28 protein-coding genes are annotated in these 24,004 nt (G+C 71.7%); 17 read left to right on the plus strand and 11 right to left on the minus strand.

Annotated elements, in window-relative coordinates:
• Positions 1 to 216 precede the first annotated feature (216 nt).
• Positions 217 to 816, minus strand: a complete 600-nt coding sequence (locus BFF78_RS34835; protein ID WP_069782086.1) for a hypothetical protein — start codon at positions 814 to 816, stop codon at positions 217 to 219.
• 573 nt (positions 817 to 1,389) lie between these two features.
• Here BFF78_RS34835 and BFF78_RS34840 point away from each other — a divergent pair.
• On the plus strand, positions 1,390 to 2,910 hold the full coding sequence (locus BFF78_RS34840) for a glutamate-cysteine ligase family protein (RefSeq protein WP_069782087.1): 1,521 nt from the start codon (positions 1,390 to 1,392) through the stop codon (positions 2,908 to 2,910).
• Between the two features lie 67 nt (positions 2,911 to 2,977).
• Positions 2,978 to 3,778 carry a CPBP family intramembrane glutamic endopeptidase gene (locus BFF78_RS34845; RefSeq protein WP_069783986.1) on the plus strand — a complete coding sequence of 267 codons (801 nt, stop codon included), beginning with the start codon at positions 2,978 to 2,980 and terminating at the stop codon, positions 3,776 to 3,778.
• A 19-nt stretch (positions 3,779 to 3,797) separates the two neighbouring features.
• Here BFF78_RS34845 and BFF78_RS34850 read toward each other — a convergent pair whose 3' ends face one another.
• The gene (locus tag BFF78_RS34850) at positions 3,798 to 4,610 is read right to left on the minus strand and encodes a PhzF family phenazine biosynthesis protein (protein ID WP_069782088.1); all 813 of its coding nucleotides are present in this window, start codon (positions 4,608 to 4,610) and stop codon (positions 3,798 to 3,800) included.
• 44 nt (positions 4,611 to 4,654) lie between these two features.
• Positions 4,655 to 5,089 (minus strand): hypothetical protein, encoded by a 435-nt coding sequence (locus BFF78_RS34855; protein WP_069782089.1) that lies wholly within the window; start codon positions 5,087 to 5,089, stop codon positions 4,655 to 4,657.
• Positions 5,090 to 5,182: 93 nt separating this feature from the next.
• Between BFF78_RS34855 and BFF78_RS34860 the strand changes: the two genes are divergently transcribed.
• On the plus strand, positions 5,183 to 5,545 hold the full coding sequence (locus tag BFF78_RS34860) for a MerR family transcriptional regulator (RefSeq protein ID WP_069782090.1): 363 nt from the start codon (positions 5,183 to 5,185) through the stop codon (positions 5,543 to 5,545).
• Positions 5,546 to 5,670: 125 nt separating this feature from the next.
• A complete protein-coding gene (locus BFF78_RS43945; protein ID WP_079161886.1) occupies positions 5,671 to 6,297 on the plus strand; it encodes a PadR family transcriptional regulator in 627 nt (208 codons plus the stop codon).
• A 72-nt stretch (positions 6,298 to 6,369) separates the two neighbouring features.
• Here the strand turns inward: BFF78_RS43945 and BFF78_RS34870 are convergent, their stop codons facing one another.
• On the minus strand, positions 6,370 to 6,798 hold the full coding sequence (locus BFF78_RS34870; protein WP_069782092.1) for a type II toxin-antitoxin system Rv0910 family toxin: 429 nt from the start codon (positions 6,796 to 6,798) through the stop codon (positions 6,370 to 6,372).
• Between the two features lie 305 nt (positions 6,799 to 7,103).
• Between BFF78_RS34870 and BFF78_RS34875 the strand changes: the two genes are divergently transcribed.
• The 3 genes from BFF78_RS34875 (at position 7,104) to BFF78_RS34885 (ending at position 9,935) form a co-directional block, all read left to right on the plus strand.
• A complete protein-coding gene (locus BFF78_RS34875) occupies positions 7,104 to 7,634 on the plus strand; it encodes a Clp protease N-terminal domain-containing protein (protein WP_079161596.1) in 531 nt (176 codons plus the stop codon).
• A gap of 157 nt (positions 7,635 to 7,791) precedes the next feature.
• Positions 7,792 to 8,796: an EamA family transporter gene (locus BFF78_RS34880; protein ID WP_069782093.1), complete on the plus strand. Its 1,005-nt coding sequence runs from the start codon at positions 7,792 to 7,794 to the stop codon at positions 8,794 to 8,796.
• A 188-nt stretch (positions 8,797 to 8,984) separates the two neighbouring features.
• The gene (locus BFF78_RS34885; RefSeq protein ID WP_069782094.1) at positions 8,985 to 9,935 is read left to right on the plus strand and encodes a DMT family transporter; all 951 of its coding nucleotides are present in this window, start codon (positions 8,985 to 8,987) and stop codon (positions 9,933 to 9,935) included.
• 129 nt (positions 9,936 to 10,064) lie between these two features.
• Here the strand turns inward: BFF78_RS34885 and BFF78_RS34890 are convergent, their stop codons facing one another.
• The gene (locus BFF78_RS34890; protein WP_069782095.1) at positions 10,065 to 10,742 is read right to left on the minus strand and encodes a pyridoxamine 5'-phosphate oxidase family protein; all 678 of its coding nucleotides are present in this window, start codon (positions 10,740 to 10,742) and stop codon (positions 10,065 to 10,067) included.
• An 85-nt stretch (positions 10,743 to 10,827) separates the two neighbouring features.
• Here BFF78_RS34890 and BFF78_RS34895 point away from each other — a divergent pair, with 85 nt between their 5' ends.
• Complete coding sequence (locus tag BFF78_RS34895; protein WP_099055124.1) at positions 10,828 to 12,159, plus strand: aminotransferase class I/II-fold pyridoxal phosphate-dependent enzyme; 1,332 nt, start codon at positions 10,828 to 10,830, stop codon at positions 12,157 to 12,159.
• A gap of 117 nt (positions 12,160 to 12,276) precedes the next feature.
• On the opposite strand, the gene BFF78_RS34900 is transcribed toward BFF78_RS34895, so the two are convergent.
• Complete coding sequence (locus tag BFF78_RS34900) at positions 12,277 to 13,212, minus strand: DMT family transporter (protein WP_193433598.1); 936 nt, start codon at positions 13,210 to 13,212, stop codon at positions 12,277 to 12,279.
• Between the two features lie 74 nt (positions 13,213 to 13,286).
• Here BFF78_RS34900 and BFF78_RS34905 point away from each other — a divergent pair, with 74 nt between their 5' ends.
• On the plus strand, positions 13,287 to 14,189 hold the full coding sequence (locus BFF78_RS34905) for a LysR family transcriptional regulator (RefSeq protein ID WP_069782097.1): 903 nt from the start codon (positions 13,287 to 13,289) through the stop codon (positions 14,187 to 14,189).
• A gap of 3 nt (positions 14,190 to 14,192) precedes the next feature.
• On the opposite strand, the gene BFF78_RS34910 is transcribed toward BFF78_RS34905, so the two are convergent.
• Positions 14,193 to 14,663: a pyridoxamine 5'-phosphate oxidase family protein gene (locus BFF78_RS34910; RefSeq protein ID WP_069782098.1), complete on the minus strand. Its 471-nt coding sequence runs from the start codon at positions 14,661 to 14,663 to the stop codon at positions 14,193 to 14,195.
• A gap of 119 nt (positions 14,664 to 14,782) precedes the next feature.
• Here BFF78_RS34910 and BFF78_RS34915 point away from each other — a divergent pair, with 119 nt between their 5' ends.
• Entirely contained in the window at positions 14,783 to 15,427 is a 645-nt protein-coding gene (locus BFF78_RS34915; RefSeq protein ID WP_069782099.1) for a cysteine hydrolase family protein, read from the plus strand.
• A gap of 6 nt (positions 15,428 to 15,433) precedes the next feature.
• On the opposite strand, the gene BFF78_RS34920 is transcribed toward BFF78_RS34915, so the two are convergent.
• Positions 15,434 to 15,940, minus strand: coding sequence for a Rieske (2Fe-2S) protein (locus tag BFF78_RS34920; RefSeq protein WP_069782100.1), 507 nt, complete (start codon positions 15,938 to 15,940; stop codon positions 15,434 to 15,436).
• Positions 15,941 to 16,123: 183 nt separating this feature from the next.
• Here BFF78_RS34920 and BFF78_RS34925 point away from each other — a divergent pair, with 183 nt between their 5' ends.
• The 7 genes from BFF78_RS34925 (at position 16,124) to BFF78_RS34955 (ending at position 22,172) form a co-directional block, all read left to right on the plus strand.
• Positions 16,124 to 16,888 carry a HipA family kinase gene (locus BFF78_RS34925; RefSeq protein WP_069782101.1) on the plus strand — a complete coding sequence of 255 codons (765 nt, stop codon included), beginning with the start codon at positions 16,124 to 16,126 and terminating at the stop codon, positions 16,886 to 16,888.
• Positions 16,885 to 17,334: a DUF3037 domain-containing protein gene (locus tag BFF78_RS34930; RefSeq protein WP_069782102.1), complete on the plus strand. Its 450-nt coding sequence runs from the start codon at positions 16,885 to 16,887 to the stop codon at positions 17,332 to 17,334. Before BFF78_RS34925 ends, BFF78_RS34930 begins: the two co-directional genes overlap by 4 nt.
• A gap of 146 nt (positions 17,335 to 17,480) precedes the next feature.
• Positions 17,481 to 18,242: a 3-oxoacyl-ACP reductase FabG gene (gene fabG / locus BFF78_RS34935; protein ID WP_069782103.1), complete on the plus strand. Its 762-nt coding sequence runs from the start codon at positions 17,481 to 17,483 to the stop codon at positions 18,240 to 18,242.
• Between the two features lie 11 nt (positions 18,243 to 18,253).
• Positions 18,254 to 19,021: an SDR family oxidoreductase gene (locus BFF78_RS34940; protein ID WP_069782104.1), complete on the plus strand. Its 768-nt coding sequence runs from the start codon at positions 18,254 to 18,256 to the stop codon at positions 19,019 to 19,021.
• Between the two features lie 187 nt (positions 19,022 to 19,208).
• Positions 19,209 to 20,786, plus strand: a complete 1,578-nt coding sequence (locus tag BFF78_RS34945; RefSeq protein WP_069782105.1) for an ABC transporter substrate-binding protein — start codon at positions 19,209 to 19,211, stop codon at positions 20,784 to 20,786.
• Between the two features lie 82 nt (positions 20,787 to 20,868).
• Entirely contained in the window at positions 20,869 to 21,552 is a 684-nt protein-coding gene (ung, locus tag BFF78_RS34950) for a uracil-DNA glycosylase (protein WP_069782106.1), read from the plus strand.
• A gap of 164 nt (positions 21,553 to 21,716) precedes the next feature.
• The gene (locus BFF78_RS34955; protein WP_069782107.1) at positions 21,717 to 22,172 is read left to right on the plus strand and encodes a hypothetical protein; all 456 of its coding nucleotides are present in this window, start codon (positions 21,717 to 21,719) and stop codon (positions 22,170 to 22,172) included.
• Positions 22,173 to 22,210: 38 nt separating this feature from the next.
• Here BFF78_RS34955 and BFF78_RS34960 read toward each other — a convergent pair whose 3' ends face one another.
• The 3 genes from BFF78_RS34960 to BFF78_RS34970 form a co-directional block, all read right to left on the minus strand.
• Entirely contained in the window at positions 22,211 to 22,687 is a 477-nt protein-coding gene (locus tag BFF78_RS34960; protein ID WP_069782108.1) for a hypothetical protein, read from the minus strand.
• Between the two features lie 115 nt (positions 22,688 to 22,802).
• The gene (locus tag BFF78_RS34965) at positions 22,803 to 23,315 is read right to left on the minus strand and encodes a DinB family protein (protein WP_069782109.1); all 513 of its coding nucleotides are present in this window, start codon (positions 23,313 to 23,315) and stop codon (positions 22,803 to 22,805) included.
• 43 nt (positions 23,316 to 23,358) lie between these two features.
• Positions 23,359 to 23,958 (minus strand): TetR/AcrR family transcriptional regulator, encoded by a 600-nt coding sequence (locus tag BFF78_RS34970; RefSeq protein ID WP_069782110.1) that lies wholly within the window; start codon positions 23,956 to 23,958, stop codon positions 23,359 to 23,361.
• Positions 23,959 to 24,004: the final 46 nt, after the last annotated feature.

Consider the following 24,004-nt stretch of genomic DNA (forward strand, 5'->3'; position numbering starts at 1 on the left):
CCAGTGTTGCCCTCTGGGCGTCATTCCGCAGGGATTTCGCAGCACCGCTTCTCACAGGTTCATGACGCGTCACCCGCGCGGACGGTTCAGTCCAAGTGCACTGTCCCTTCGGATGGTTCGCAGTGGCCGGATCGGGCTAGTCCGTGCAGGCCAGGCCCCTGACATGGTCGTACCCCGCCTCCCTTGCGGGTAAGCGGGGCACGCGGGCGGGGCAGGTCAGGCGGGCGAGCCCAGCACGGGCGGCCCGAGCAGCGGCAGGGGCGTGGCGCGCGAGGTCAGCACCGGAAGCAACTCGGTGACCCGGAACAGGCGGTACGCCGGGATGCCGGGCGGGGCCGGCGCGAGCGGGACGAGCAGATCGGTGCCGGCCGGATGCCCCTCGGCGCCGTCGGCGGTGGTGTCCCCGTGCAGCCACAGGGTGAGCATGTACAGGCCGGGCACGGACAGCAGTCGCGCCTGGTACGGCTGTTGCAGCGCCTCGGCCTGCTGCAGGGCGCGCTCGGTGGAGGTGACGTACGGGCCCTCGAAGAAGTGCGAGAAGGCCCAGCCGTCCGGGGTGAGCATGGTGTCGGCCGCGGCCACCGACCGGTCGCCGCAGCGGATCAGGAAGCGCCAGCCGGCCAGCCGCGTCGCGGACAGGCCCCGCGCGGTGATCCGGTCCAGCACATGCACGGGCAGCGGGAGTTCGGGTGTCGTCGGGCCCTGCGCGGCGCGCAGGGAAGGGGTACGGGCCTCACGGACCGCGGTGGGGGAACCGAGGGCGGTGAGGACGGAGCGCAGGGCAGGCGCGGGGGCAGGGGGCACGTGCAGCGGCATGTGGGTCGCCTCTCTCGTTCGACAGGCGTGGCGGCGTGAGGAGGGGTGGGGCGGACGGCGCTGTCTGCTCACTGAAGGCCGGAAGGGTTGGGGGCCCGGGTCGGTGAACATGGGTGCGGCTCGGTCTGCCGCCCGTCTCCGGGACGGCCTGAAACACGGCAGGAACCAGGACCGAGGGCGTCACCCTTCTGCCTTGTGGGCGAAGTTTATACGACGCCTGTTCGGCCGTTGTTTCGTCTATCCGATTTCGGGAAGTCGCGCAAGTCGGTAATGCGCCGTCGATTTGCGGGGCTCCGCCCGATTCCCTGACCGGTGCTCGGCCGCTGACCTCGTAATACGCGCCGGTAGCGGTCGGCCGAATGTCGTCGGCGTTTTTCACGAGGTGTTCGGGGCACCCGAGGATGCGGATCGGTCCATGCCCCGCGAATGTGCCCGCGGGAACATTCCGACAGAGTAGCGGGCGCCGGGCTCGCGCGGGACGTTATCGATCGCTTCCGTTGGGCATCATCCCCCCACTGACCGGGAGCCCGGCGGCCGGACCGTCGGCCCGCCCATCCGAGGAGGGACACTTCGATGGGGGAGAAGGTCGTGGCAGGGCAGTTCGACCTGTCCGATCGCCAGCGCTACCGTGAAAAGCTCCAGAAGTGCCTCACGGGACTGGAGCGGCTGCTGCGCGAGAAGCGATTCGACCGTCCCAAGAACCTCATGGGCGTCGAGATCGAATTGAATCTCGCGGGGCCTGACGGTATGCCGAAAATGCTGAACGGGCAGGTGCTGGAGCGCATCGCGAGCCGCGATTTCCAAACAGAACTCGCCATGTTCAACCTGGAAGTCAACATCGCCCCACACCGCTTGGGCGGCCGGGTTTTCGACCGGCTCGCCGAGGAACTGCGCACCTCGCTGGCGTACGCCGACCGGAAAGCCGGTGAGGTGGACGGCGCCGGCATCGTCATGATCGGCATCCTGCCCACGCTCGACCGTGACGACATGGTCTCCTCCAACCTCTCCGAGGTCGACCGCTACACCTTGCTCAACGAACAGATCGTGGCCGCGCGCGGCGAGGACTTCCGGCTCGACATCGAGGGCGTGGAGCACCTCGTGTGCACCTCCAAGTCGATCGTCCCCGAGGCCGCGTGCACGTCCGTACAACTGCACCTCCAGGTCACCCCGGCACGGTTCGCGGACGTGTGGAACGCGGCGCAGGTGGCGACCGCCGCGCAGATCGCCGTCGGCGCCAACTCGCCGTTCCTGTTCGGTCACGAGCTGTGGCGCGAGTCCCGGCCCCCGCTGTTCCTGCAGTCCACCGACACCCGCCCGCCCGAACTCCAGGCCCAGGGCGTACGGCCGCGGACCTGGTTCGGCGAGCGGTGGATCGCCTCCGCGTACGACCTGTTCGAGGAGAACCTGCGCTACTTCCCCGCCCTGCTGCCCATCTGCGACGCCGAGGAGCCGCTGGAGGTCATCGCGGCGGGCGGCACGCCCGGACTCGCCGAACTGGTGCTGCACAACGGCACGATCTACCGCTGGAACCGGCCGGTGTACGGCATCGCCGACGGTGTCCCGCACCTCAGGGTGGAGAACCGGGTGCTGCCGGCCGGGCCGACCATCACCGATGTGATCGCCAACGCGGCCTTCTACTACGGCCTGGTCCGCGCCCTCGCCGAGGAACCGAGGCCGGTGTGGACCCGGCTGCCGTTCGCCGTGGCCGAGGCCAACTTCGACGCCGCGTGCCGGTACGGCATCGACGCGCGGTTCGTATGGCCCCGGCGGGGGCGCTACGGCGGCACGGTCGAGGTCGACGCGGTCACCCTGGTCCGCGACGAACTGCTGCCGCTGGCCTCGGCCGGGCTGGACGCGTGGGGTGTGGAGGCGGCCGACCGCGACCTGTACCTGGGCGTCATCGAGGAGCGCTGCCGGCGCCGGGTGAACGGGGCGGCCTGGCAGGCGGCCACGTTCCATCGCGCCCTCGAGCAGGGGCTGACCCGCGCGGCGGCGCTGGCGGCTACGACGCGGAGGTATGCCGAGCTGATGCATGTGGGGGAGCCGGTGCATACGTGGCCGGTGGGGCTGCCTGAGCCGGTTCCTCTGGGATGAGGGGCCTTCTGCGATCCTTGCCAGGCAGAGGTGGGCCGAGGGGCCCATGAGCCGGCTGGAGGCAGGGGTGCAGGTGGAGGCTGACTCGGTGGCCGATTCCGGGGTGCGGGAGCGCGACCCGCGGCGGATCCTGCGGGACGAGACGCTGCTCGTCCTGGGGCTCTCGCTCGGGGCGAGCGGGGTCTCCGCACTGATCAGCTTCATCGGCTCGGTCACCAAGCCGGGCGGCCTGAAGAGCCAGGCGGCCACCCTCAACGCCTCGGCCGCACCCGGCCGCCCCTGGCTGGACCTGGCCTGGCAGCTGTTCGGCATCGCCACCGCACTGGTCCCCGTCGCCCTGGTCGCCCACTTCCTGCTGCGCGAGGGAAGGAGCCTGCGCACCCTGGGCTTCGACCGCACCCGCCCCTGGCCCGACCTGGGCCGCGGGGCGGGCATCGCGGCCGTGATCGGCAGTACCGGCATCGCCTTCTACCTGGCCGCCCGCGGCCTCGGCTTCAACCTCACGGTCGTACCCGAGGCGCTGCCCAACGTGTGGTGGAAGTACCCGGTGCTGATCCTGTCCGCCATGCAGAACGCCGTCCTCGAAGAGGTCATCGTCGTCGGCTATCTGCTGCGCAGGCTGCGCCAGTTGGGCTGGACCCCGGGGACCGCACTGGTCGCCAGCGCGGTCCTGCGCGGTTCGTACCACCTCTACCAGGGCATCGGTGGCTTCCTCGGCAACATGGTCATGGGCGTGGTGTTCGTGTACCTGTACCGCCGCTGGGGGCGGGTCGGTCCGCTGGTCGTCGCGCACTCCCTGCTCGACATCGGCGCGTTCGTCGGCTACGCCCTCCTCGCGGGCAAGGTGGGCTGGCTGCCGACGGCCTGAGGACCGGCGGACCGGATGCTCAGGCCCGCAGCTCGCCCTCGATGACCGTGACCGCGCGGCCGGTGAGCAGGGTGCGCTCGCCGCGCAGCCCGGTGCGGACCAGGCCGGTACGGCGGGAGGCCTGCAGCCCGGTGAGGTCGTCGCGGCCCAGGCGCCCGGACCAGTGCGGGGCGAGCGCGGTGTGGGCGCTGCCGGTGACCGGGTCCTCGTCGATGCCGACGTTCGGGAAGAAGCAGCGGGAGACGAAGTCGTAGCCGCGGGAGGGGTCCTCGGCGCGGGCGGTGGCGATGATGCCGCGCGAGGAGTAGGCGCCGAGGGCCTTGTGGTCCGGCGCGAGGCCGAGGACGGTCTTCTCGTCGGCCAGTTCCAGCAGCAGGTCGCCGACGTTCGGGCCGGTGTCGAAGGCGGCGACCGGCTGCGCGCCGAGCGCCGTGGCGACCCCGTCCGGGACCTCGGTCCCGGTCAGCGGGGCCGTCGGGAAGTCGAGGGTGATCGAGCCGTCCGCGGCGGGCGTGGCGATGAGTACACCGCTGCGGGTGGCGAACCGCACCGGGCCCTCGTGCGCTCCGGTCGTGTGCAGGACGTGGGCGGTGGCGAGGGTGGCGTGCCCGCACATGGCGACCTCGGCGACGGGCGTGAACCAGCGCAGCGCCCAGTCCGCCTCGCCGCCCTCGGGCAGCGGGTGGGCGAACGCCGTCTCGGCGTGGTTGACCTCCATGGCGACGTTCTGGACCCAGTCGTCGTCCGGGAAGACGTCGTCGAGGAGCAGGACTCCGGCCGGGTTGCCGGCGAAGGGGCGGTCGGTGAAGGCGTCCACGATTCGAATGCGCATGACGCGACGCTAGCGGCTGCGCAGCACACCGGCCCAAGGCCAATTCACGAGTCCTGGCACGTTTCCCGCACGGTGGCGGCCCGCACCCGTGTCCACGGGGCGAGTTGGGCGACGCCGAAGGAGACCTCCAGCACGAGGAACGGCCACAGCACCCCGGGTCCGCCGTGCGCCAGCGCGTACGCCTGCCAGAGGGAGAACAGGACGCGGGCGGTGCCGTCGAGGAGGCCGTGCAGGGGAAGGGGGCGTACGACGCGCAGGACGGACCAGACCAGCACGACCGAGCCCATGAGGTTGGCGTACAGGGTCTGCATGGGGGTGAGCGCGGGCATGGTGCCGAGACCGGCAGCGCCGCCCGCGGCCGAGAGCAGGCGGTGCACCAGGGCGTAGGTCCAGGGCGTCGCGAAACCGGCCGTGACGATCAGGTCGTACCAGCCGCTCGTCCGGACGAGGCGCAGATAGGCGGGGGCAGCAGGGGGCATTGGGGGGCTCCTGAAGAGGGTTCGCTCGGGCGCCGCCCACGCTAGACAGCGGAGTACGCTCCAAGGTCAAGTCGGCCTATCGGCGGGGGAGTCGTGCGCATCGGGGAACTGGCCGCGTGTACCGGGCTGTCGAAGGACACCCTGCGCTTCTACGAGAAGATCGGCCTGCTCGACGGCGACCGACTGCCCAACGGGTACCGCGACTTCCCGCCGGAGACCGTGATCTGGCTGCGCTACGTCCGCACCGCCCAGGCGCTCGGCTTCACCCTCGCCGAGATCGCCCGGCACGGCGAGGAACTGCGGGACGCCCCGGACAGCGCCGAGGCGCTGTCGGCCCTGTTCGAGGACAAGATCCGCGTCATCGACGAGCGCATGGCCGAACTGACCGCCCTCCGCGCGGACCTGACCTCCCGCGTGGGCACCGGCTGCCCGCTGCGGGCGGCTGACCAGGCCTGACGGCCACGGCAGGCCCACTGTCGAGAAGAGCCTTGTCATCCGATCGGTTCCGATATATCGTTGAGGTATCGCGAACGATACGCGATGCATACGTGACAGATCAGCGATGGAATGGAGTGATCGCGATGCGTACCCACGGATACGAGCGTGGACATGGCTGCGACGGCCCCGGTCAGCGGGGTATGGGCGGCTTCGACCAGCGACGGGCAGCCTTCGGACCCTTCGGTCCGGGTGGTCCGGGGTTCGGCCCCGGCGGGCCCGGTTTCGGGCCCGGTCCCTGGGGACCCCGGGGGCGAGGCGGGCCGAGGGGACGGGCACGGCGCGGTGACGTACGGGCCTCGATCCTGGCCCTGCTCAAGGACCGCCCCATGCACGGCTACGAAATGATCCAGGAGATCGCCGAACGCAGCGGCGGCGCGTGGAAGCCCAGCCCCGGCTCGGTATACCCCACGCTCCAGCTGCTGGAGGACGAGGGTCTGATCGCCAGTGAGAGCGAAGGCGGCAAGAAGCTGTTCGCCCTCACCGAGGACGGGCGCTCCACCGCCGACGAGGGCCCGGAGGCCCCCTGGGAGGAAGCCTCGCGCGGGGTCGACTGGGAAGCCCTCGGTGAGATCCGCCAGGCCGGCTTCGGTCTGATGGAGGCCTTCGGTCAGGTCTGGAAGACCGGCAGCAAGGAGCAGCGGGAGAAGGCGCTGGCCGTCATCAACGAGGCCCGCAAGAAGCTGTACCTGATCCTCGCCGACGAGCACTGAGGCCCGCGGCGGTGAAGGCGCCCCGCGCGGTGAGCCGCGCGGGGCGCCTTCGCGTGCCGGGCCCGCCCCGGCTCAGGCGACCAGACCGGCCAGCTTGCGCAGCGACTCGTTCAGCGCGGCCGTCGCCGAGTCCTTCAGCTTGCCCGCCATCAGCGACACCGCGGCGCCGGTGAACTCGCCGTCGATGCGGACGGACGTGGCGTCGCCGTCGGGGGTCAGGGTGTAGCGGGTGGCGACCGTCACCGCCATCGGGCCCTTGCCGCGGATGGCGAACACCCGCGCCGGCTCCAGTTCCTCGATGGTCCAGTCGACCTCGGCCGGAAAGCCCATCAGCTTCATGTTCTCCTGGAACGTCCCGCCCACGGCCAGGGACTCGGGGCCGCCCTTCGGGAAACTGGTGTGGGTGGCGTTCCACTCCCCGTACGACGGCCAGTCGGTGAGCTGGGCCCACACCTTCTCGGCCGGTGCCTGGATGCGTGCCTCCGCGCTGACTTCGGCCATGCGACCACCCCTTCGGATCGGGCGTAGCGGGCTACGGTGTCGCGGAACGTAGCCGCAGGGGCTTGAACATTCAATACTGATGAACCGTCAGAAATGCGGGAGCGTAGAGGGTGGCGCGCTCGTCCGGGGCCGGATCCGTGGAAATCTCCTCCGTAAGGATGAGATGTCGAACGGGGATGTCCACTCTGTGTGGGACGCGAAGATGGTTCCGCCCGCGGATGCCTCGGCCCGCTGAGGCTGATGGGGTAGGGGATGTGCACCCCCGTACAGCCCACCGGACCGCCGATGACCAGGCGGTTGCGCACATGGACGACGATGCCGCGCTCGGCGCAGAGCTGGCAGCGGTGGTCGCCGGTGCCCGCCGCAGGGCCGTCCGGGACGGGGACCGGCAGATCGACACCGCCCATCTGCTGCACTCCCTCCTGGAGCACGACCCCGAGGTCCGCGCCGCCGTCGGCGGCCCGCCGCAACTCGCCCGGCTGCTCGGCTACCTCGTGCAGCGCAGCATCGGCTACGGACTGCGCTGGCAGGGCAGCGTCGAGGACTCGGGCGCGCTCGCCGTCGTCGCGGCCGTTGCCGTCCCCGGCGCCCGGGACTCCCGGGACGCCCCCGGCTGGTCGCCCGCCGCGGCCGCCGCCATGGACGACGCCCACGAGCGCGCCCGCCTGCGCGGCGAACCCCGTGTCACCGGCATCGACCTCCTCGCCGCGCTCACCGCGGACCCGGGATCCCGGGCCGTCGAGGTCCTCGAACGCGCCGGCATCCGCGAGCTGAACACCGCGGTCCAACGGGGTACGCAGGACTGCGCGGAGGGCGCCGGCGTCCGCGAGCTGTGACGCGGGGAGCGAGCCCGGCCCGCAGGGGTGCCCGCATCCAGGCATGCGCGCCCGGATCCCTATCGACGCCGAGGCGTACGCCGCTGACGGCGTCCCACGTCCAGCCCCTGAGACAGGTGTCAACGGGGGTGACGCTGCTGTCGCCGCCTGCCATCATGTGCCGGTGCATACGTGGGAGAGCAGTCAGGGCAGCCGTGGCAAGGGCGTCGGAATCGGTCTCGCGCTCGCCTCGGCGCTGGCCTTCGGCGGGTCGGGAGTGGCCGCCAAGCCGCTGATCGAGGCGGGTCTCGACCCGCTCCACGTGGTCTGGCTGCGGGTGACCGGCGCCGCCGTCGTCATGCTGCCCGTCGCCGTACGGCACCGCGCGCTGCTGCGCCGCCGGCCCGCGCTGCTCGCCGGGTTCGGACTGCTCGCCGTCGCCGGTGTCCAGGCCTGCTACTTCGCCGCGCTCTCCCGCATCCCGGTGGGCGTGGCGCTGCTCATCGAGTACCTGGCGCCCGCGCTGGTGCTGGGTTGGGTGCGGTTCGTGCAGCGGCGGCCTGTGACGCGCGCCGCCGCGCTCGGCGTGGTCCTCGCGGCCGGCGGTCTCGCCTGCGTGGTGGAGGTCTGGTCGGGGCTGAGCTTCGACGCCCTGGGCCTGCTGTTCGCGCTCGGCGCGGCCTGCTGCCAGGTCGGCTACTTCGTCCTGGCCGACCACGGCGGTGACGCGGGTGACCAGGCACCGGACCCGCTCGGCGTCATCGCCTACGGACTGCTCGTCGGCGCCCTCGTCCTGACGGTCGTCGCACGCCCCTGGAACATGCGCTGGTCGGTGCTGACCGGCTCGGCGCACATGAACGGCACGGCCGTACCGGCCCTCGCGCTGCTGGGCTGGATCGTGCTCATCGCCACCGTCGTCGCCTACGTCACCGGTGTGCTGTCCGTGCGGCGGCTGTCGCCGCAGGTCGCCGGGGTCGTGGCCTGCCTGGAGGCGGTCATCGCGACCGTGCTGGCGTGGGTGCTGCTCGGCGAGCACCTGTCGGCGCCCCAGGTCGCCGGCGGAGCGGTCGTCCTGGTCGGCGCGTTCATCGCCCAGTCCTCGGCCCCCGCCAAGGGGTCCGCCGAGCCGGTGGCCGTGGGCGCCCCGGAACGGGAGTTGTCCGAGCACCGTACGTCCGCCTAAGGTGCCGGTCATGCCGTCCACGCTCGTTCTTCCGCCCCCGGCCGCCTGAGGCGGGCCTCCGGGACACCCGCCCGGCGCACTGCGCCGGGCCGGACGGTGCTGCCCGCAGATGAAGTCCGCGCGCCCCGCTGAAGCGGGCCGCCTTCGAACTTCCGCACCCCCGGGTGCGTTTCTGCGGAGAGAATCCCTTGACGACGTCGAACGCCGCTTCTGGCCTGCCCGTCGGGCGTGGCCTGCTCTATCTGATCATCACCGGTGCCGCCTGGGGCACCGCCGGCGCCGCCGCCGGCCTGGTCTACCGGACCAGTGACATGGGCGCCTTCGGGCTGTCCTTCTGGCGCTGCGCGCTGGGCCTCGTGCTGCTGCTCGCCGGACGGGGACTGCGCCCGCGCGTCCGCCCGGCCGCCGCCGAACCCCTGGTCCGCGGGGCCGGCCGGGTCCTCGCCACCGGCCTGGGTCTGGCGGTGTTCCAGACCGCCTACTTCGCCGCCGTGGAGTCGACCGGGCTGGCCGTGGCCACCGTCGTCACCCTCGGCGCCGGCCCCGTCCTCATCGCGCTCGGCGCCCGGCTGCTGCTCGGGGAACGGCTGGGCGCCGGCGGGGCGCTGGCCGTCGCCGGGGCGCTCGCCGGGCTGGCCGTGCTGACCTTCGGCGGCTCGGCCGCGACCGTGCGCCCGGCGGGTGTGTTCCTGGCGCTCGTCTCGGCCGCGGGCTACAGCGCCATGACCCTGCTGACCCGGTGGCGGGGGAAGGGCGGCGGCGCCGACGCCTCCGACACCACCGTCGGGGCCTTCGCGGTGACCGGCCTGTGCCTGCTGCCGTTCGCGTTGCACGAGGGCCTGCTGCCGCACACCGCCCACCCGGCCCGGCTGCTGTGGCTCGTGCTCTACATCGCCGCCGTGCCCACGGCGCTCGCGTACGCCCTGTACTTCGCCGGGGCAGCCGTCGTACGGTCCGCCACCGTCTCCGTGATCATGCTGCTGGAGCCGGTGACCGCGGCCGTGCTCGCCGTCGTCCTGCTCGGCGAGCGGCTGACGGCGACCACGGCGGCCGGCACCCTGCTCCTGCTCGGCGCCGTCGCGGGCCTGGCCGCGAGCGAGGCCCGCGGGGCCGGCCGCCGGGAGTCGGTCCCGGTGTGACGGCTCCGGTGTGATGGCTCCGGTGTGATGGCTCCGGTGTGATGGCTCCGGAGTGAGGGCTCCACCCCGCAGCGGCGTCGGCCAGTCCGGCGCCGCCGGGTCCTGCGGCCTTCTCGGCCGCTCCGGGTGCTACCGGGCCTTCAGGTAGTCCGGCAGCTCGACGCCCGGCGCCAGGTCGGCGTTGGGGACGGGGGCGCCGTAGCCCTTCTGGAGCGGGAGGACGCCGGCCCAGTGCGGCAGGGCGAGGTCCTCCGGGTCGTCGTTCGCGTCGCCGGTGCGGAGCTTGGCCGAGACCTCGTCCAGGTCCAGCCGGATCACCGCGGTGGCGGCCAGCTCCTTCTTGTTCGCGGGCCGGGAGTCGGCGGCCCGGCCCGGGACGACGTGGTTCACCAGCGCGTCCAGGGCCATCCGCCGCTCCTCGGGGTCGGTGACCTGGCGCGCGATGCCGTGCACCACCACGGAGCGGTAGTTGATGGAGTGGTGGAAGGCGGAGCGGGCCAGCACCAGGCCGTCCACGTGGGTGACCGTCAGGCACACCGGCAGGCCAGGGTCGGTCTCGCCGCTCATCCGCAGCGGACGGGAACCGGTGGATCCGTGCACGTAGAGACGCTCGCCGACGCGGCCGTACAGCGTCGGCAGCACCACCGGGGCGCCGTCGCGGACGAAGCCGAGGTGGCAGACGTACCCCTCGTCGAGTATCGCGTGCACCAGCTCCTTGTCGTACGACGACCGGTCCATGGAGCGCGTGGGCACGGTGCGGTCGGTCGGGGTGTAGGCGGCGGCCTCGGTTTCGGTCGTCCCCTGCATGGCGGTCCCTCCGTGGCGGGCAATGGCGAGCTGTGGTGATCGGTGTTGCACTTGACCGATATTGCACTAGTGCATAATGTTCTTTGTGCTAGGAGAGTATCCCATCGAAGGGCGCGGCGCAGCCGAGATCGCGGCCAGCGTCGAGCGTGCGGTCGGTACCGGTGAGCTGCGGCCGGGGCAACCCCTGCCGCCCATGCGGGAGTTGGCCGTCCGGCTGGGCGTGAATCCCAATACCGTCGCGGCCGCCTACCGCACCCTGCGCGAGCGCGGAGTGATCGAGACGGCCGGCCGCAGGGGCAGCCGCATCCGGCCCAGGCCGGCCACCACCGGCCGCGAGGAACTGCGTGTGCAGGTTCCCGCCGGGGGCCGCGACCTGGCCTCCGGCAACCCCGACCCCACCCTGTTGCCCCGGCTCGCCCCGGCCTTCGCCGCGGCGGCGGAGGAGGGTGACCGGCGGCCCGTCCTCTACGGCGACGACCCGGTCGACCCGGACCTCGTCCGCATCGCCCGCGCCGAATTCGACGCCGACGGCGTCCCGGAGGGACCGCTGACCGTGACGTCCGGCTCCCTGGACGCCATCGAGCGCATCCTCGCCGCACACCTCAGACCGGGCGACGCGGTCGCCGTCGAGGACCCCGGCTGGGGCAGCGCCCTCGACCTGGTCCCCGCGCTGGGCCTGCGCACGCTCCCGGTCGGCATGGACGACGACGGACCGCGCCCCGACGGCCTGCGCCGCGCCCTGCAGTCCGGGGCCCGCGCCCTGATCGTCACCGACCGGGCGCAGAACCCGACCGGCGCCTCGGTGACCGCCACGCGCGCGCGTGCCCTGCGCGCGGTTCTGCGCGAGCACCCGCAGACCCTGGTGATCGAGGACGACCACGGCCACGGCATCGTCGACCTCCCGCTGCACCCTCTCGCGGGCACCACCGGCCACTGGGCCGTGGTCCGCTCCGCATCCAAGGCCTACGGCCCCGATCTGCGCGTGGCGATCCTCGCCGGCGACCCGGTCACCATCGACCGGGTGCAGGGCCGCCAGCGGCTGGGCCCGGGCTGGGTGAGCCTGCTGCCGCAGCGCGCCCTGGTCCGGCTGTGGACCGAGGGCGCGGTGGACCGGGTGGCGGTGGCCAGGGCGTACGGGGCCCGCAGGGACGCGCTGGTCGACGCGCTGGCGGAACGCGGCGTCGGCAGCCACGGCCGCAGCGGCATGAACGTATGGGTGCCGGTCCCCGACGAGACCGGCGCGGTGGCCCGCCTCCTGCAGTCGGGCTGGGCGGTCGCTCCCGGCGCCCGCTTCCGCCTGAACAGCGGCCCGGCGATCCGCATCACGATCTCGACGCTCACGGCGGCGGACATCGCCCCCCTGGCGGACGCGGTGGCGGCAGCGGTACGACCGTCTCCGGCGCGCGTCTATGGCTAGCGGCAAGCGAACAAGGGGCGCGGGGAACGGCGCGGCAAGCCACAACGGACCGGCGCTCGCGCACGCACCCTCACGACCCAGCCCCTTGGGCGCTTACCCGCCGCACCCGCGTGAGCGCTACGCGCTCTTGCGCCGCACCTGGGTGAGCGCGGCCCCCGCGAGAACGACGACCGCCCCCACCGGGGTGGTCCACCGCAGCGACTCCCCGAGAATCGCGACGCCGGCACCCGTGGCGATGACCGGAATGAAGTACGTGACCATCTGCGCGGTGGTAGGCCCGACTTCAGCAACCAACCCGTACTGGATCAGCACCGCCAGCCCCGTGCCCAACGCCCCCAGTGCGGCGATCGCGAGCAGCGGAACGAGCGAGAAATGTGCGGGGAAACCGGTGAACAGCGGCGTCACCACGGCCAGTTGAAGCGCCGCAAGCATCAGCTGCGCCCCCGTCATCGACAGATGGGAGTTGCCCGTACCCGCCAGTGTCCGCCGGACGTAGATCCAGCCGACCGGGTAGCTCAGCGACGCCAGCAGCGCCATCGCCGTACCCGTGGCATCCAGCCCGTGGAAGCCCTGCCAGGCCCCGAGCACCGTCAGCACCCCGAGGAAGCCGAGGCCCAGCCCGGCCACGCGGACCCGGGTCGGCCGGTCCTCGGAGAGGGCGACCAGGGACAGGGCCATGCCCCACAGGGGCGACGTGGCGTTGCAGATGCCGGCCAGGGTGGACGGGATGGTCAGTTCGGAGTAGGCGAAGAGGGAGAACGGCAGGGCGTTCAGGAAGAACGCGGCGACCGCCATGTGACCCCACAGCCGGGCGCCGCGCGGCAGCTTCTCCCGCTTGACCGCCATCGCCGCCGCCAGTACCGCCGTACCGAACAGCAGACGTCCGAGGGTGACCTGGAACGGCGCGTACCCCTGGGTGCCCACCTTGATCAGCAGAAAGCTGAAGCCCCAGATCAGGGACAGGGCGCCGAAGCGCAGCCGCCAGTCGAGGCGCGGGCGGGTGCGGGCGGAGACGGGGGACTGGGTGCGGGCTGTGGTGACCGTGCTGCTCATGCCCTCAACGATGCAGGAGGCAACCTCGTAGCACAATCGAGATTTCTCACCGTGTATATCTTAGAATTCCTTACATGTTGAATCTGGAGCGCCTGCGCACCCTGGACGCCCTCGCCCGGCACGGCTCGGTCAGCGCGGCCGCGGACGCGCTGCACGTCACCACGTCCGCCGTCTCCCAGCAGCTGGGCAAGCTGGAGCGTGAGCTCGGTCAGCAGCTGCTGGCCAAGAACGGCCGGGGGGTGCGGCTCACGGATGCCGGACGGCTGCTGTCGGAGCACGCGGCTCGCATCCTGTCGCAGGTCGAGCTGGCCGAGTCCGATCTGGAGGCGCATCGCGGGCAGGTCGTCGGCGAACTGCGGCTGTCGGCGTTCCCGACCGCCGCCCGCGGACTCTTCCCGGCGGCGCTCGGCGCGCTGCGGGCCGAGCATCCCGGGCTGCGCGTGCGCTCCAGCGAGCTGGAGCCGGAGCGGGGCATCGCCGGTGTCGTCCGCGGCGACCTCGATCTCGCGGTCGTCCTGGACTGGTACAACAAGCCGATGCCCGTGCCGGAGGGCCTGGTCAAGGCGCCCCTGCTGGACGACCCGGCCGATGTCGCCATGCCGGTCGGGCACCGGCTCGCGGGCCGGGACGAGGTGGATCTCACCGAGTTCGCCGAGGACGAGTGGATCACCTGGGGCGAGGGCGAGTTCTGCCACGAGTGGCTGATGTTCACCCTGCGGTCCAAGGGCGTCGAGCCGATCGTCGGCCACCGCGCCGGCGAGACCCACACCCAACTCGGCCTGGTCGCCTCCGGGTTGGGTGTGTGCATCGCGCCGCTGCTGGGCCGGCACCCGGTCCCGGCCGGCGTGGTCCTCGTACCGCTCAAGCAGCGGGTGCGCCGGCACGTGTACGTGGTGTGGCGGGCGGACGCGGACCGCCGCCCGTCGATCCGGGCGGCGGTGGAGGCGCTGCGCGCCGCCGCGCGCAAGGTCGGCTGAGGCCTACGGCGACCCCAGTTTCCGGAAGTCCCAGGACACGATCTTCTCCGGCGTCAGCCGGACCCAGGCGTGCCGGCCGTCGTGCGGCATCTCGTCCAGGCCGAAGTTCTTCCGCGCGAACAGAGTCTCCGGCGTGTCGAGTTCCGCGCACAGCTCCCCGGTGCGCGGCATCTCGCCCACGAACTCCACCCGGCCGGACAGCTCGACCCCGCGCAACTGGTCGTACTCCTCGCCCGAGTCGACCACGACGGCCACCCGCGGATCGCGCCGCAGCTGCGTCCAGCGCCTGCTGCGCACCACCGAGTACAGCCACAGCGAGATGCCGTCCCAGGCGAACCACAGCGCGCTGACATGCGGAGTGCCGTCCGCCGAGACGGTCGCGACCCGGCAGGTGCGCTGACTGGTGAGGAACTCGTCCAGCTCGCCGGGCGTCATCATGATCTTCCGGCCCCGGCGCTGCTGAGTGACGGTCATGCGGCCCCCTCTTCTCCCACGTCGTGCCAGAGAACTATGGTGTCCTGGTGATCCTCTGACATCACGTCAGAAAAGAAAATGGGTCGTCGTCGAACGGGCCGTCTTCAAGGGAGCGCGCCATGCCGTCGTACCAACAACTCAGCGAACTCCTCGACCCCGTGAGCACCGTCCTGCTCACCGTGGAGTGCCAGCAGGGGGTCGTCGGCCCGGACAGCGCCCTGCCCGAACTCGCCCGTGAGGCCCACTCCTCCGGTGCGCTGCGCAATGTTGCCCGGCTGGTCGCCGCCGCCCACGACACCGGCGTCCAGGTCGTCCACGCGATCGCCGAGCGCCGCCCGGACGGCCGGGGCGCGAGCCGCAACGCCCGGCTGTTCAGGGCCGCCGAACGGCTCCCCGTACAGCAGCTGAGCGGCAGCACGGCGGTACGGGTCGCGCCGCCGATCGAGGTCGCCGAGGAGGATTTCGTCGTACGCCGGCTGCACGGCCTGTCCCCGGTCCACGGCACCGACGTCGACGCCCTGCTCCGCAACCTCGGCTGCCGCACGCTGATCGTCACCGGTGTCTCCGCCAACGTGGCGATACCCAACGCGGTGTTCGACGCGGTCAACCTCGGCTACACCGCCGTCGTCCCGACGGACGCCATCGCCGGGGTGCCCGCCGACTACACCCCCGCGATGATCCGGCACACCCTCGCGCTGGTCGCCACGGTCGCGACCACCGACGAGGTGCTCGGCTGTCTCAAACGGCCGCGCGAGCGCGCCTGATACGGCTCAGGCCAGCTTGATGTCCTCGCCCGAGACCGTGATCTTCTGGGCGGGCAGCGGCTGGGTCGCGGGCCCCTGCTTCACACTGCCGTCGACGGCGGAGAAATGGCTCTGGTGACACGGGCAGACGATCACGCCGTTCGCCACGCTGCCGACCGCGCACCCCTGATGGGTGCACTTGGACGAGAACGCCTTGAACGTGCCCGCCGTCGGCTGGGTGACCACCACGCCCTGGTCCTTGAAGATCTTGCCGCCGCCCTCGGGGATGTCGGAGGTCTTGGCGAGCGCGGTACCGCCGGCGGAGCCGCCGCTGTTCTGCGACGCTCCCGTGGAGCCGGTGGAGCCGGTCGTGCCTGCCGTTCCGGAGGACCCGGACCCGCTGTTGCCCGTGTCGGATGAGTTGTCGCCAGAACCGCAGGCGGTCAGCGCGGCGGCGAGCCCCGCCGCTCCGGCCGCCACCACGACGGTACGGCGTCCGGGTCCGGTTGCCGGCTGGGGCGATGCGCTGGTCATGTGGGTTCCCTTCCGCGGAGTTTCTCGTGATCCGTCCAGGGGTACGGCGCCCGGGCGCCACCCGTTCAGACGGGCATCCAGATCCTTGCCGTCCGGGCATGAGGCGACCGTAAGCCACAGCTGTCGGCTTCCTGTGGGCCCCACGCCGCCGAGTTGCCGGCCGCACCCCAGTAACCTGGGGCGATGCTCAAGGAAGTCACCGCGACCCGCTACATCACGCCCCTGCGTGAGGGGGGCTCGCTGCCGGGGCTCGTCGAGGCCGACGACTTCGGGACCTACGTCATCAAGTTCACCGGTGCCGGACAGGGCCGCAAGACACTGGTCGCCGAGGTGGTGTGCGGCGAACTCGCCCGCCGCCTCGGATTCCGGATGCCCCGCCTGGTCACCGTCCGCCTGGACTCCGTCCTCGGCCTCGGCGAGCCCGAGCAGCAGGTGCAGGACCTGCTCCGGTCCAGCGGCGGCAGCAACCTCGGCATGGACTTCCTCTCCGGCGCCCTCGGCTACGACCCGCTCGCCTTCCCGGTGAGCCCCGCCGAGGCCGGCCGGATCGTCTGGTTCGACGCGCTGATCAACAACGTGGACCGGTCCTGGCGCAACCCCAACCTCCTCGTGCACCACGGCGGGCTGTGGCTCATCGACCACGGCGCGACGATGATCTGGCAGCACAACTGGCCCTCCGCCGAGACCTCCGCGGCCCGTCCCTACGACGCCGGCGAGCACGCCCTCGCCCGCTTCGCCCCGGACGTCACCGCCGCCGCGGCCGAGCTGGCCCCCCGGGTCACCGAGGACCTGCTCGCCGAGGTCACCGCCGAGATCCCCGACGCCTGGCTCGCCGACGAGCCCGGCTCCGACACCCCGGACGACCTGCGCCGGGCCTATGCGCGGCCCCTGCTGGCCCGGGCGGCCGTCATCCACGAGCGCATCGACGGCATCGAGGGGACCAAGTGAGCGAGCGGCACATCCACATGGCCGGCCACGTGACCGAGCGGCACATCACCCGGGCGGGCCAGGGCGGCGACCGGGACGTGTTCGAGTACGCGCTGCTGCGGGTCGTACCGCGCGTGGAGCGCGGCGAGTGCATCAACGCGGGCGTGCTCGTCTACAGCCGCGCGCAGGCCTACGTCGGCGCCCGTACCCATCTGGACGAGGCCCGGCTGCTCGCCCTGGACCCGGAGGCCGACGTGGCCGGGATCCGGGCCGCGCTCGGCGCGATCGAGCGGCACTGCGCCGGCGGCGAGGAGGCCGGGCAGGCGGCGCGCGACGACGCCGGGCGCCGCTTCCGCTGGCTGATCGCGCCCCGCTCCACCGTCGTCCAGCCCGGACCGGTGCACACTGGCCTGACCGCCGACCCGGCGGCCGAGACGGAGCGCTTGCTGGACCTCTTGGTGCGGTGATGGATCACACGCGTCCGGTTGCCGTTGACACCGGGTGCCAGGGCTTCTAGCGTCACCTGTACTGAAGGTACTAAGCGGTCGCTCACCGCATCAGACGGGCTCCCTCAAGAGCCAGACAGTTCTCTCAAGGGCGAGGAGAAGCAGCAATGTCCACCACTGAACAGCGGGTCGCGGTAGTCACCGGCGCGGCGCGCGGCATCGGCGCCGCCACCGCCGTACGACTGGCCGCCGAGGGCCGCGCGGTCGCCGTGATCGATCTCGACGAGGCCGCCTGCAAGGACACCGTCGAGAAGATCACCGCCGCGGGCGGCAAGGCGATCGCGGTCGGCGCCGACGTCTCCGACGAGGCGCAGGTCGAGGCGGCCATCGCCCGGATCGTCGACGAGCTGGGCGCCCCGACGATCCTGGTCAACAACGCGGGCGTGCTGCGCGACAACCTGCTGTTCAAGATGAGCGTCTCCGACTGGGACATGGTCATGAACGTGCACCTGCGCGGTTCCTTCCTGATGACCAAGGCCGTGCAGAAGCACATGGTCGACGCGGGCTTCGGCCGGATCGTCAACCTCTCCTCCTCCTCGGCGCTCGGCAACCGCGGCCAGGTCAACTACTCCGCCGCCAAGGCCGGCCTCCAGGGCTTCACCAAGACCCTCGCCATCGAGCTGGGCAAGTTCGGCATCACGGCCAACGCCGTCGCCCCCGGCTTCATCGCCACCGAGATGACCAAGGCCACCGCCGACCGGGTGGGCATGGGCTTCGACGACTTCAAGAAGGCCGCCGCCACCCAGATCCCGGTGCAGCGCGTCGGCGAACCCGAGGACATCGCCAACGCCATCGCCTTCTTCACCGGCGAGGCGGCCGGCTTCGTCTCCGGCCAGGTGCTGTACGTCGCCGGCGGACCGCTCAACTAGGGAACGGATACATGACTTCCACTGAACTCCCCGAGCTCTCGGGCAAGGTCGCCCTCGTCACGGGCGCCAGCCGAGGCATCGGCTACGGCATCGCCGAGGCGCTCATCGCCCGCGGCGACCGCGTGTGCATCACGGGCCGGGGCGAGGACGCCCTGAAGGAGGCCGTCGAGAGGCTCGGCTCGGACCGGGTCATAGGCGTCGCCGGCAAGGCGCACGACCTCGGCCACCAGGCCGAGGCCGTCGAGCGCACCATGGAGGCCTTCGGCCGCGTCGACTTCCTGATCAACAACGCGGGCACCAACCCGGTCTTCGGCCCGATGGCGGACCTGGACCTGGACGTGGCCCGCAAGGTCTTCGAGACCAACGTGATCTCCGCGCTCGGCCTCGCCCAGAAGACCTGGCACGCCTGGCAGAAGGACAACGGCGGCGCGATCGTCAACATCGCCTCGGTCGCGGGCCTCGCGCCCTCGCCGTTCATCGGTGCCTACGGCGTCAGCAAGGCCGCGATGATCAACCTGACCCAGCAGCTGGCGCACGAGTTCGCGCCGAAGGTGCGGGTCAACGCGATCGCCCCGGCCGTCGTCAAGACCAAGTTCGCGCAGGCCCTGTACGAGAACCGGGAGGAGGAGGCGGCCGCCGCCTACCCCCTCGGCCGGCTCGGCGTGCCCTCCGACATCGGCGGGGCCGCCGCCTTCCTGACCTCCGCGCAGTCCGACTGGGTCACCGGTCAGACGCTCGTCGTGGACGGCGGGATCTTCCTCAATGCCGGCGTGAGCTGAGCAAGCTCCCGGGCGCCGATTTTCGGACGGATCGGCGCCCGGAACACCCCTGGGAATCCGCCCAGCGAACTGACAACGTCGTCATCGCGAAATCGATCAAGAAGCCGTGTTTTCGGGGAGGTCCAGGCGGCCGGACGCTGCGGTATCGTCTGCCGACCCTTGGTATGGCAGATCGAGGAGCGTGCGCGTGTTCAACCGGAACCGATTCCTGCGGAGAGTCGCGGCGATCGCGTCCATATCCCTGGTGGCCGGCTGCAGCCTGCTGTCCTCCGGCGACGGCGGCGGCAAGGGCGCGATCGTCGTGGGCACCACCAGCGCCCCCAGCACGCTGGACCCCGCCGGTGCCTGGGACGGCTCCTGGGAGCTGTACCGCAACATCTTCCAGACCCTGCTCGCCTACCCCAACGGCGCCACCACCCCCCAGCCCGACGCCGCCGAGAGCTGCTCGTTCACCGACTCCTCGAGCCGCACCTACCGCTGCACGCTGCGCTCGGGCATGAAGTTCGCCGACGGTGCCCCGCTCAACGCCCAGGCCGTCAAGCACTCCATCGACCGCATCCGCACGATCAACGCCCCCGGCGGCCCCGCCGGACTGCTCGGCAGCCTGGACCGGGTGCAGGCGCTCGGCGACCGCGAGGTCGTCTTCCACCTCAACCAGCCCGACGCCACCTTCCCGTTCGTGCTGGCCACGCCCGCGATGTCGATCGTCGACCCGGACGACTACCCGGCCGGCTCCCTGCGCAAGGACGACCAGGTCTACGGCTCCGGACCGTACGAGCTCAAGTCCTACGAGGAGGACAAGCAGGCCGTCCTCGTCAGCAACGGCAACTACCATGGCTTCGCCAGGCGCCAGAACGACGCGGTGACCATCCGCTACTTCCAGGACTCGGCCGGCATGGTCAAGGCGCTGCGGGACAAGCAGATCGACGTCACCTACCGAGGCCTCGCCGCCGAAGACATCCTCGCCCTCCAGCAGCACACCAACAACAACCTCCAGCTGGTCGACGGCACCGGCACCGACATCAGCTACCTGGTGTTCAACCCCAAGGACCCCTGGGCCAAGCAGCCCGCCGTACGCAGGGCCGTCGCCCAGATCGTCGACCGGGGCGCCATCGCGCACAAGGTCTACAAGGACACGGTCGACCCGCTGTACTCGATGGTCCCCAAGGGCCTGACCGGACACGCCACCGGCTTCTTCGACGACTACGGCGAGCCGAGCGTGCCCAAGGCCCGCAAGATCCTCTCCGACGCGGGCGTCCACCAGCCCGTGCCGCTCACCCTCTGGTACACCACCGACCGGTACGGCTCCGAGACGGCGCTGATGTTCCAGGAGCTGAAGCGGCAGCTGGAGGCCTCCGGGCTGTTCACGATCACGCTCAAGAGCCGCCCGTGGAAGACCTATGTGGTCGGCTACCAGAACGGCGAGTACCCCGTGTTCGGCCGCGGCTGGTTCCCGGACTTCCCCGACGCGGACAACTTCATCGCCCCGTTCGTCGGCGAGCACAACGCGCTCGGTACGCCGTACCCGGCCAAGGAGATCACCGACAAGCTGCTGCCCCACTCCCGGGCGGAGAGCGACCGCGCCCAGACGGTCAAGGACGTGGAGCAGGCCCAGCAGATCATGGTGAACGACGCCCGGCTGATCCCGCTGTGGCAGGGCCGGCAGTTCATCGCCGCCAGCGAGGACATCTCCGGCGGCGAGCAGGCCCTCGACCCGTCGACGATCATGATGATGTGGATGCTGCACCGCAAGACCAGCTGGTGAGCCGGGCTTCGGGTGCCTGTTGTCAGTGGTCGCCTGTAGGTTCTGAAACCAGCAAGTGACCGCACATCGTGAGGACGTTGACGTGACCGACATCGCCATGCTGCCCGAGTCCTGGCGCGGGGTTCTGGGCGACGAGCTGCAGCAGCCCTACTTCAAGGAGCTGACCGAGTTCGTCGAGGAGGAGCGGGCGAACGGTCCCGTCTACCCGCCGCGCGAGGAGGTCTTCGCCGCGCTCGACGCGACGCCGTACGAACAGGTCAAGGTCCTGGTCCTCGGCCAGGACCCGTACCACGGCGAGGGCCAGGGCCACGGTCTGTGCTTCTCGGTCCGGCCCGGCGTGAAGACCCCGCCCTCCCTCAGGAACATCTACAAGGAGATGCAGCAGGAGCTGGGCCTGCCCGTCCCGGACAACGGCTATCTGATGCCGTGGGCCCGGCAGGGCGTGCTGCTGCTCAACGCGGTCCTCACGGTCCGGGCCGGCGAGGCCAACTCGCACAAGGGCAAGGGCTGGGAGAAGTTCACGGACGCGGTGATCCGCGCGGTGGCCTCGCGGCCCGACCCGGCGGTCTTCGTGCTGTGGGGCAACTACGCGCAGAAGAAGCTGCCGCTGATCGACGAGACCCGGCACGTGGTGGTCAAGGGCGCCCACCCCTCGCCGCTCTCCGCGAAGAAGTTCTTCGGCTCCCGCCCGTTCACCCAGATCAACGAGGCGATCGCCGCGCAGGGGCACGAGCCGATCGACTGGCGGATCCCGAATCTGGGCTGATGTTCCGGGGCCGGGTGAGCGCCCCCGCCGCGCGGGCGCGAACAGCCACGATGGCCCCGCAGGTGCCCACCGGCCGAAGGCACAACGGCGCCGCCTGACCGAGAATCCCCGCGGCGCCGTTTAGCGTCAGCATCAAACAACGGTCGAAAGCCCGGAGGACAACCGTGGCGGAGCAGCATGGGCAGGCGGCACCGGACGCCGTGCTGACGCGGATCGGGCAGGTCGTGATGTTGCACCACGGCGGTGACCGCGAGGAGGCCCAGCGGCGTTTCCTGGACCTGTGGGCGGAGATCGGCGAGGCCGGCGACCCGTTGCACCGCTGCACCCTGGCCCACTACCTCGCGGACACCCAGGACGACCCAGGCGACGAACTCGCCTGGGACCTCAGGGCGTTGTCCGCGGCCGAGGAGCGGGGCGCTCCGCTGAGTGTGCGGGGGCTGTATCCCTCGCTCCATCTCAATCTTGCCGCCGACTATGTGAAGCTGGGCCGCGACGAGGCCGCCCGCAGCCATCTGCGCCGGGCGCGCGAGGCCGCGGACGTCCTGGCCGACGACGGGTACGGCGACGGGGTGTGGGCCGCGATCGGCCGGCTGGAGCTGCGGCTGGGCGAGGGCGCCTGAGAGCGTGCCGCGCAGGGTGCTGCCCGGACCGGCGCCCGTCAGCCGCCGTACGTCTGCTCGCAGATCTGCGCCTGAGGGCTGTCCGCCCGCCAGCCGCCGTACTTCTTCCCGAGGGCGCACACATTCGGGGCCTTGGGGACTGAGGCCGGCACGCTCGGGACAGGGATGTGCGGCCGCTGTGAGTGCTCGCGGGGCCGCGGGGGAGCGGGCGGAGCGACCGGTCGGCGGTGGACGACCGGGGGCGCCTCGGCCTCGGGCTCGGCCGGGTGCCATGGGGCGGGTGGCGCCGGGTGCTGCGGGTGCCGGGAAGGGCCGGTCCTCTCCAGCGCCTCCTGGGCCGGTGCCTGCACCACCCGGGGCCTCGCGCTGCCGTCCGGCCGGGGCACCGTCGGCAGCGAGGGTGCCATGTCCCGGGGCGGCGCGGGTGTCGCGGGGCGCTGTACCGTCACACAGGCGGTCAGGGCCGAGACGGCCACGGTGACCAGGAGCGTTGCGGTGGTCGTCGTTCGATGCACCCGCGCAACTCTGCTGGGTCGGCCCCCGGCTTGCCAGCAGGGGGCCGAGGCTGATGCCCCCGTACGGGTGATCTCGTGGCCCGTGCGGGGGATGTGGGGTTGCCTGAGGTGACCTTCAGTACCCCGTGGCGCCGTCGACCCGCTCGCGGATGAGGTCGGCGTGCCCGTTGTGCCGGGCGTACTCCTCGATCATGTGGGTGTAGATCCAGCGCAGGCTGAACGGCTCGTCGCTGAACCTGCTCTTTCCCCTGGACAGATCGTCGAGCCCGAAGCCGGCCGTGTTCCGCCGCGCGATCTCGATCTCCTCCTGCCAGGTCGTATGCGCCTCCTGCCAGGTGTCGACCTCGGTGAGATGGAACTCGCCGTCCGGGTCCTCCTGCGTGCCGTAGATCGGGCCGGGGTCGTCGCCCACCAGCACCTTGCGGAACCAGCCCCGCTCCACCTCCGCCATGTGCCGCACCAGCCCCATGAGGGACAGCTCGGACGGCGGCACGGACGCGGTGCGCAGCTGCTCGTCGGTCAGCCCCTCGCACTTCCAGGCCAGCGTCCGGCGGTGGTAGTCCAGCCAGCCCTCCAGCATGGCGCGTTCACCGGCGTTCAGGGCGGGCTCTCGTCGATCGGTCGTCATGTCCGTATCATCATCGATGATCAAGCGCCCCGACCAGGGGTTTTCACCGGCCCAGCATCCCCGCGAGCAGCTCCCGAAGGCCCGTGCGGATCTCCTCCAGGCCCGGTACCTCGGCGCTGAACGAACCCGCCGCGCACGAGAACATCAGCCCGTCCGCCCAGGCGACCAGGGACAGCACATGCCGGGCGGGGTCGGGTGAGCCCACGGCCGTGAGCATCGCGGCCAGTTGCTCCTTGAACACGGCGCCGGTCCGGTCGTAGAAGGCCCGCAGCCCGGGGCGGCGGGTGGCCTCCAGGGCGAGTTCGTAGCGGGCGATCAGCAGTTCGCGGCCCCGGGTCAGGGAGCGGTGCACGGCGAGGGCCAGCCCGTCGGCGAGCGCGTCGAGTCCGCCGCTCGGGTCCGGCAGCTCCGCCAGGTCCAGCACCCGGGCCTCGCGTTCGGCATGCCGCCGTACCGCCAGTTCCAGCAGCGCCTGCCGGGTGCGCGCCACGTTCGACGTCGAGCCGAGCGGCAGTCCGGCCGCCTCGTCCACGGCGCGGTGCGTCAGGCCCCGCATCCCGCGCTCGGCGAGCAGGGCGAGGGCCGCGTCGGCGATGAGTTCGGCGCGGGAGGCACTGGGGGTGCTGGTGGTGCGTACGGACATGAGGTGACCCTACCGGTCGCACTACAGGCGTAGTAGAGTCATGGAT

Origin of the sequence: Streptomyces fodineus (assembly GCF_001735805.1) — a bacterium.
GTDB lineage: Bacteria > Actinomycetota > Actinomycetes > Streptomycetales > Streptomycetaceae > Streptomyces > Streptomyces fodineus.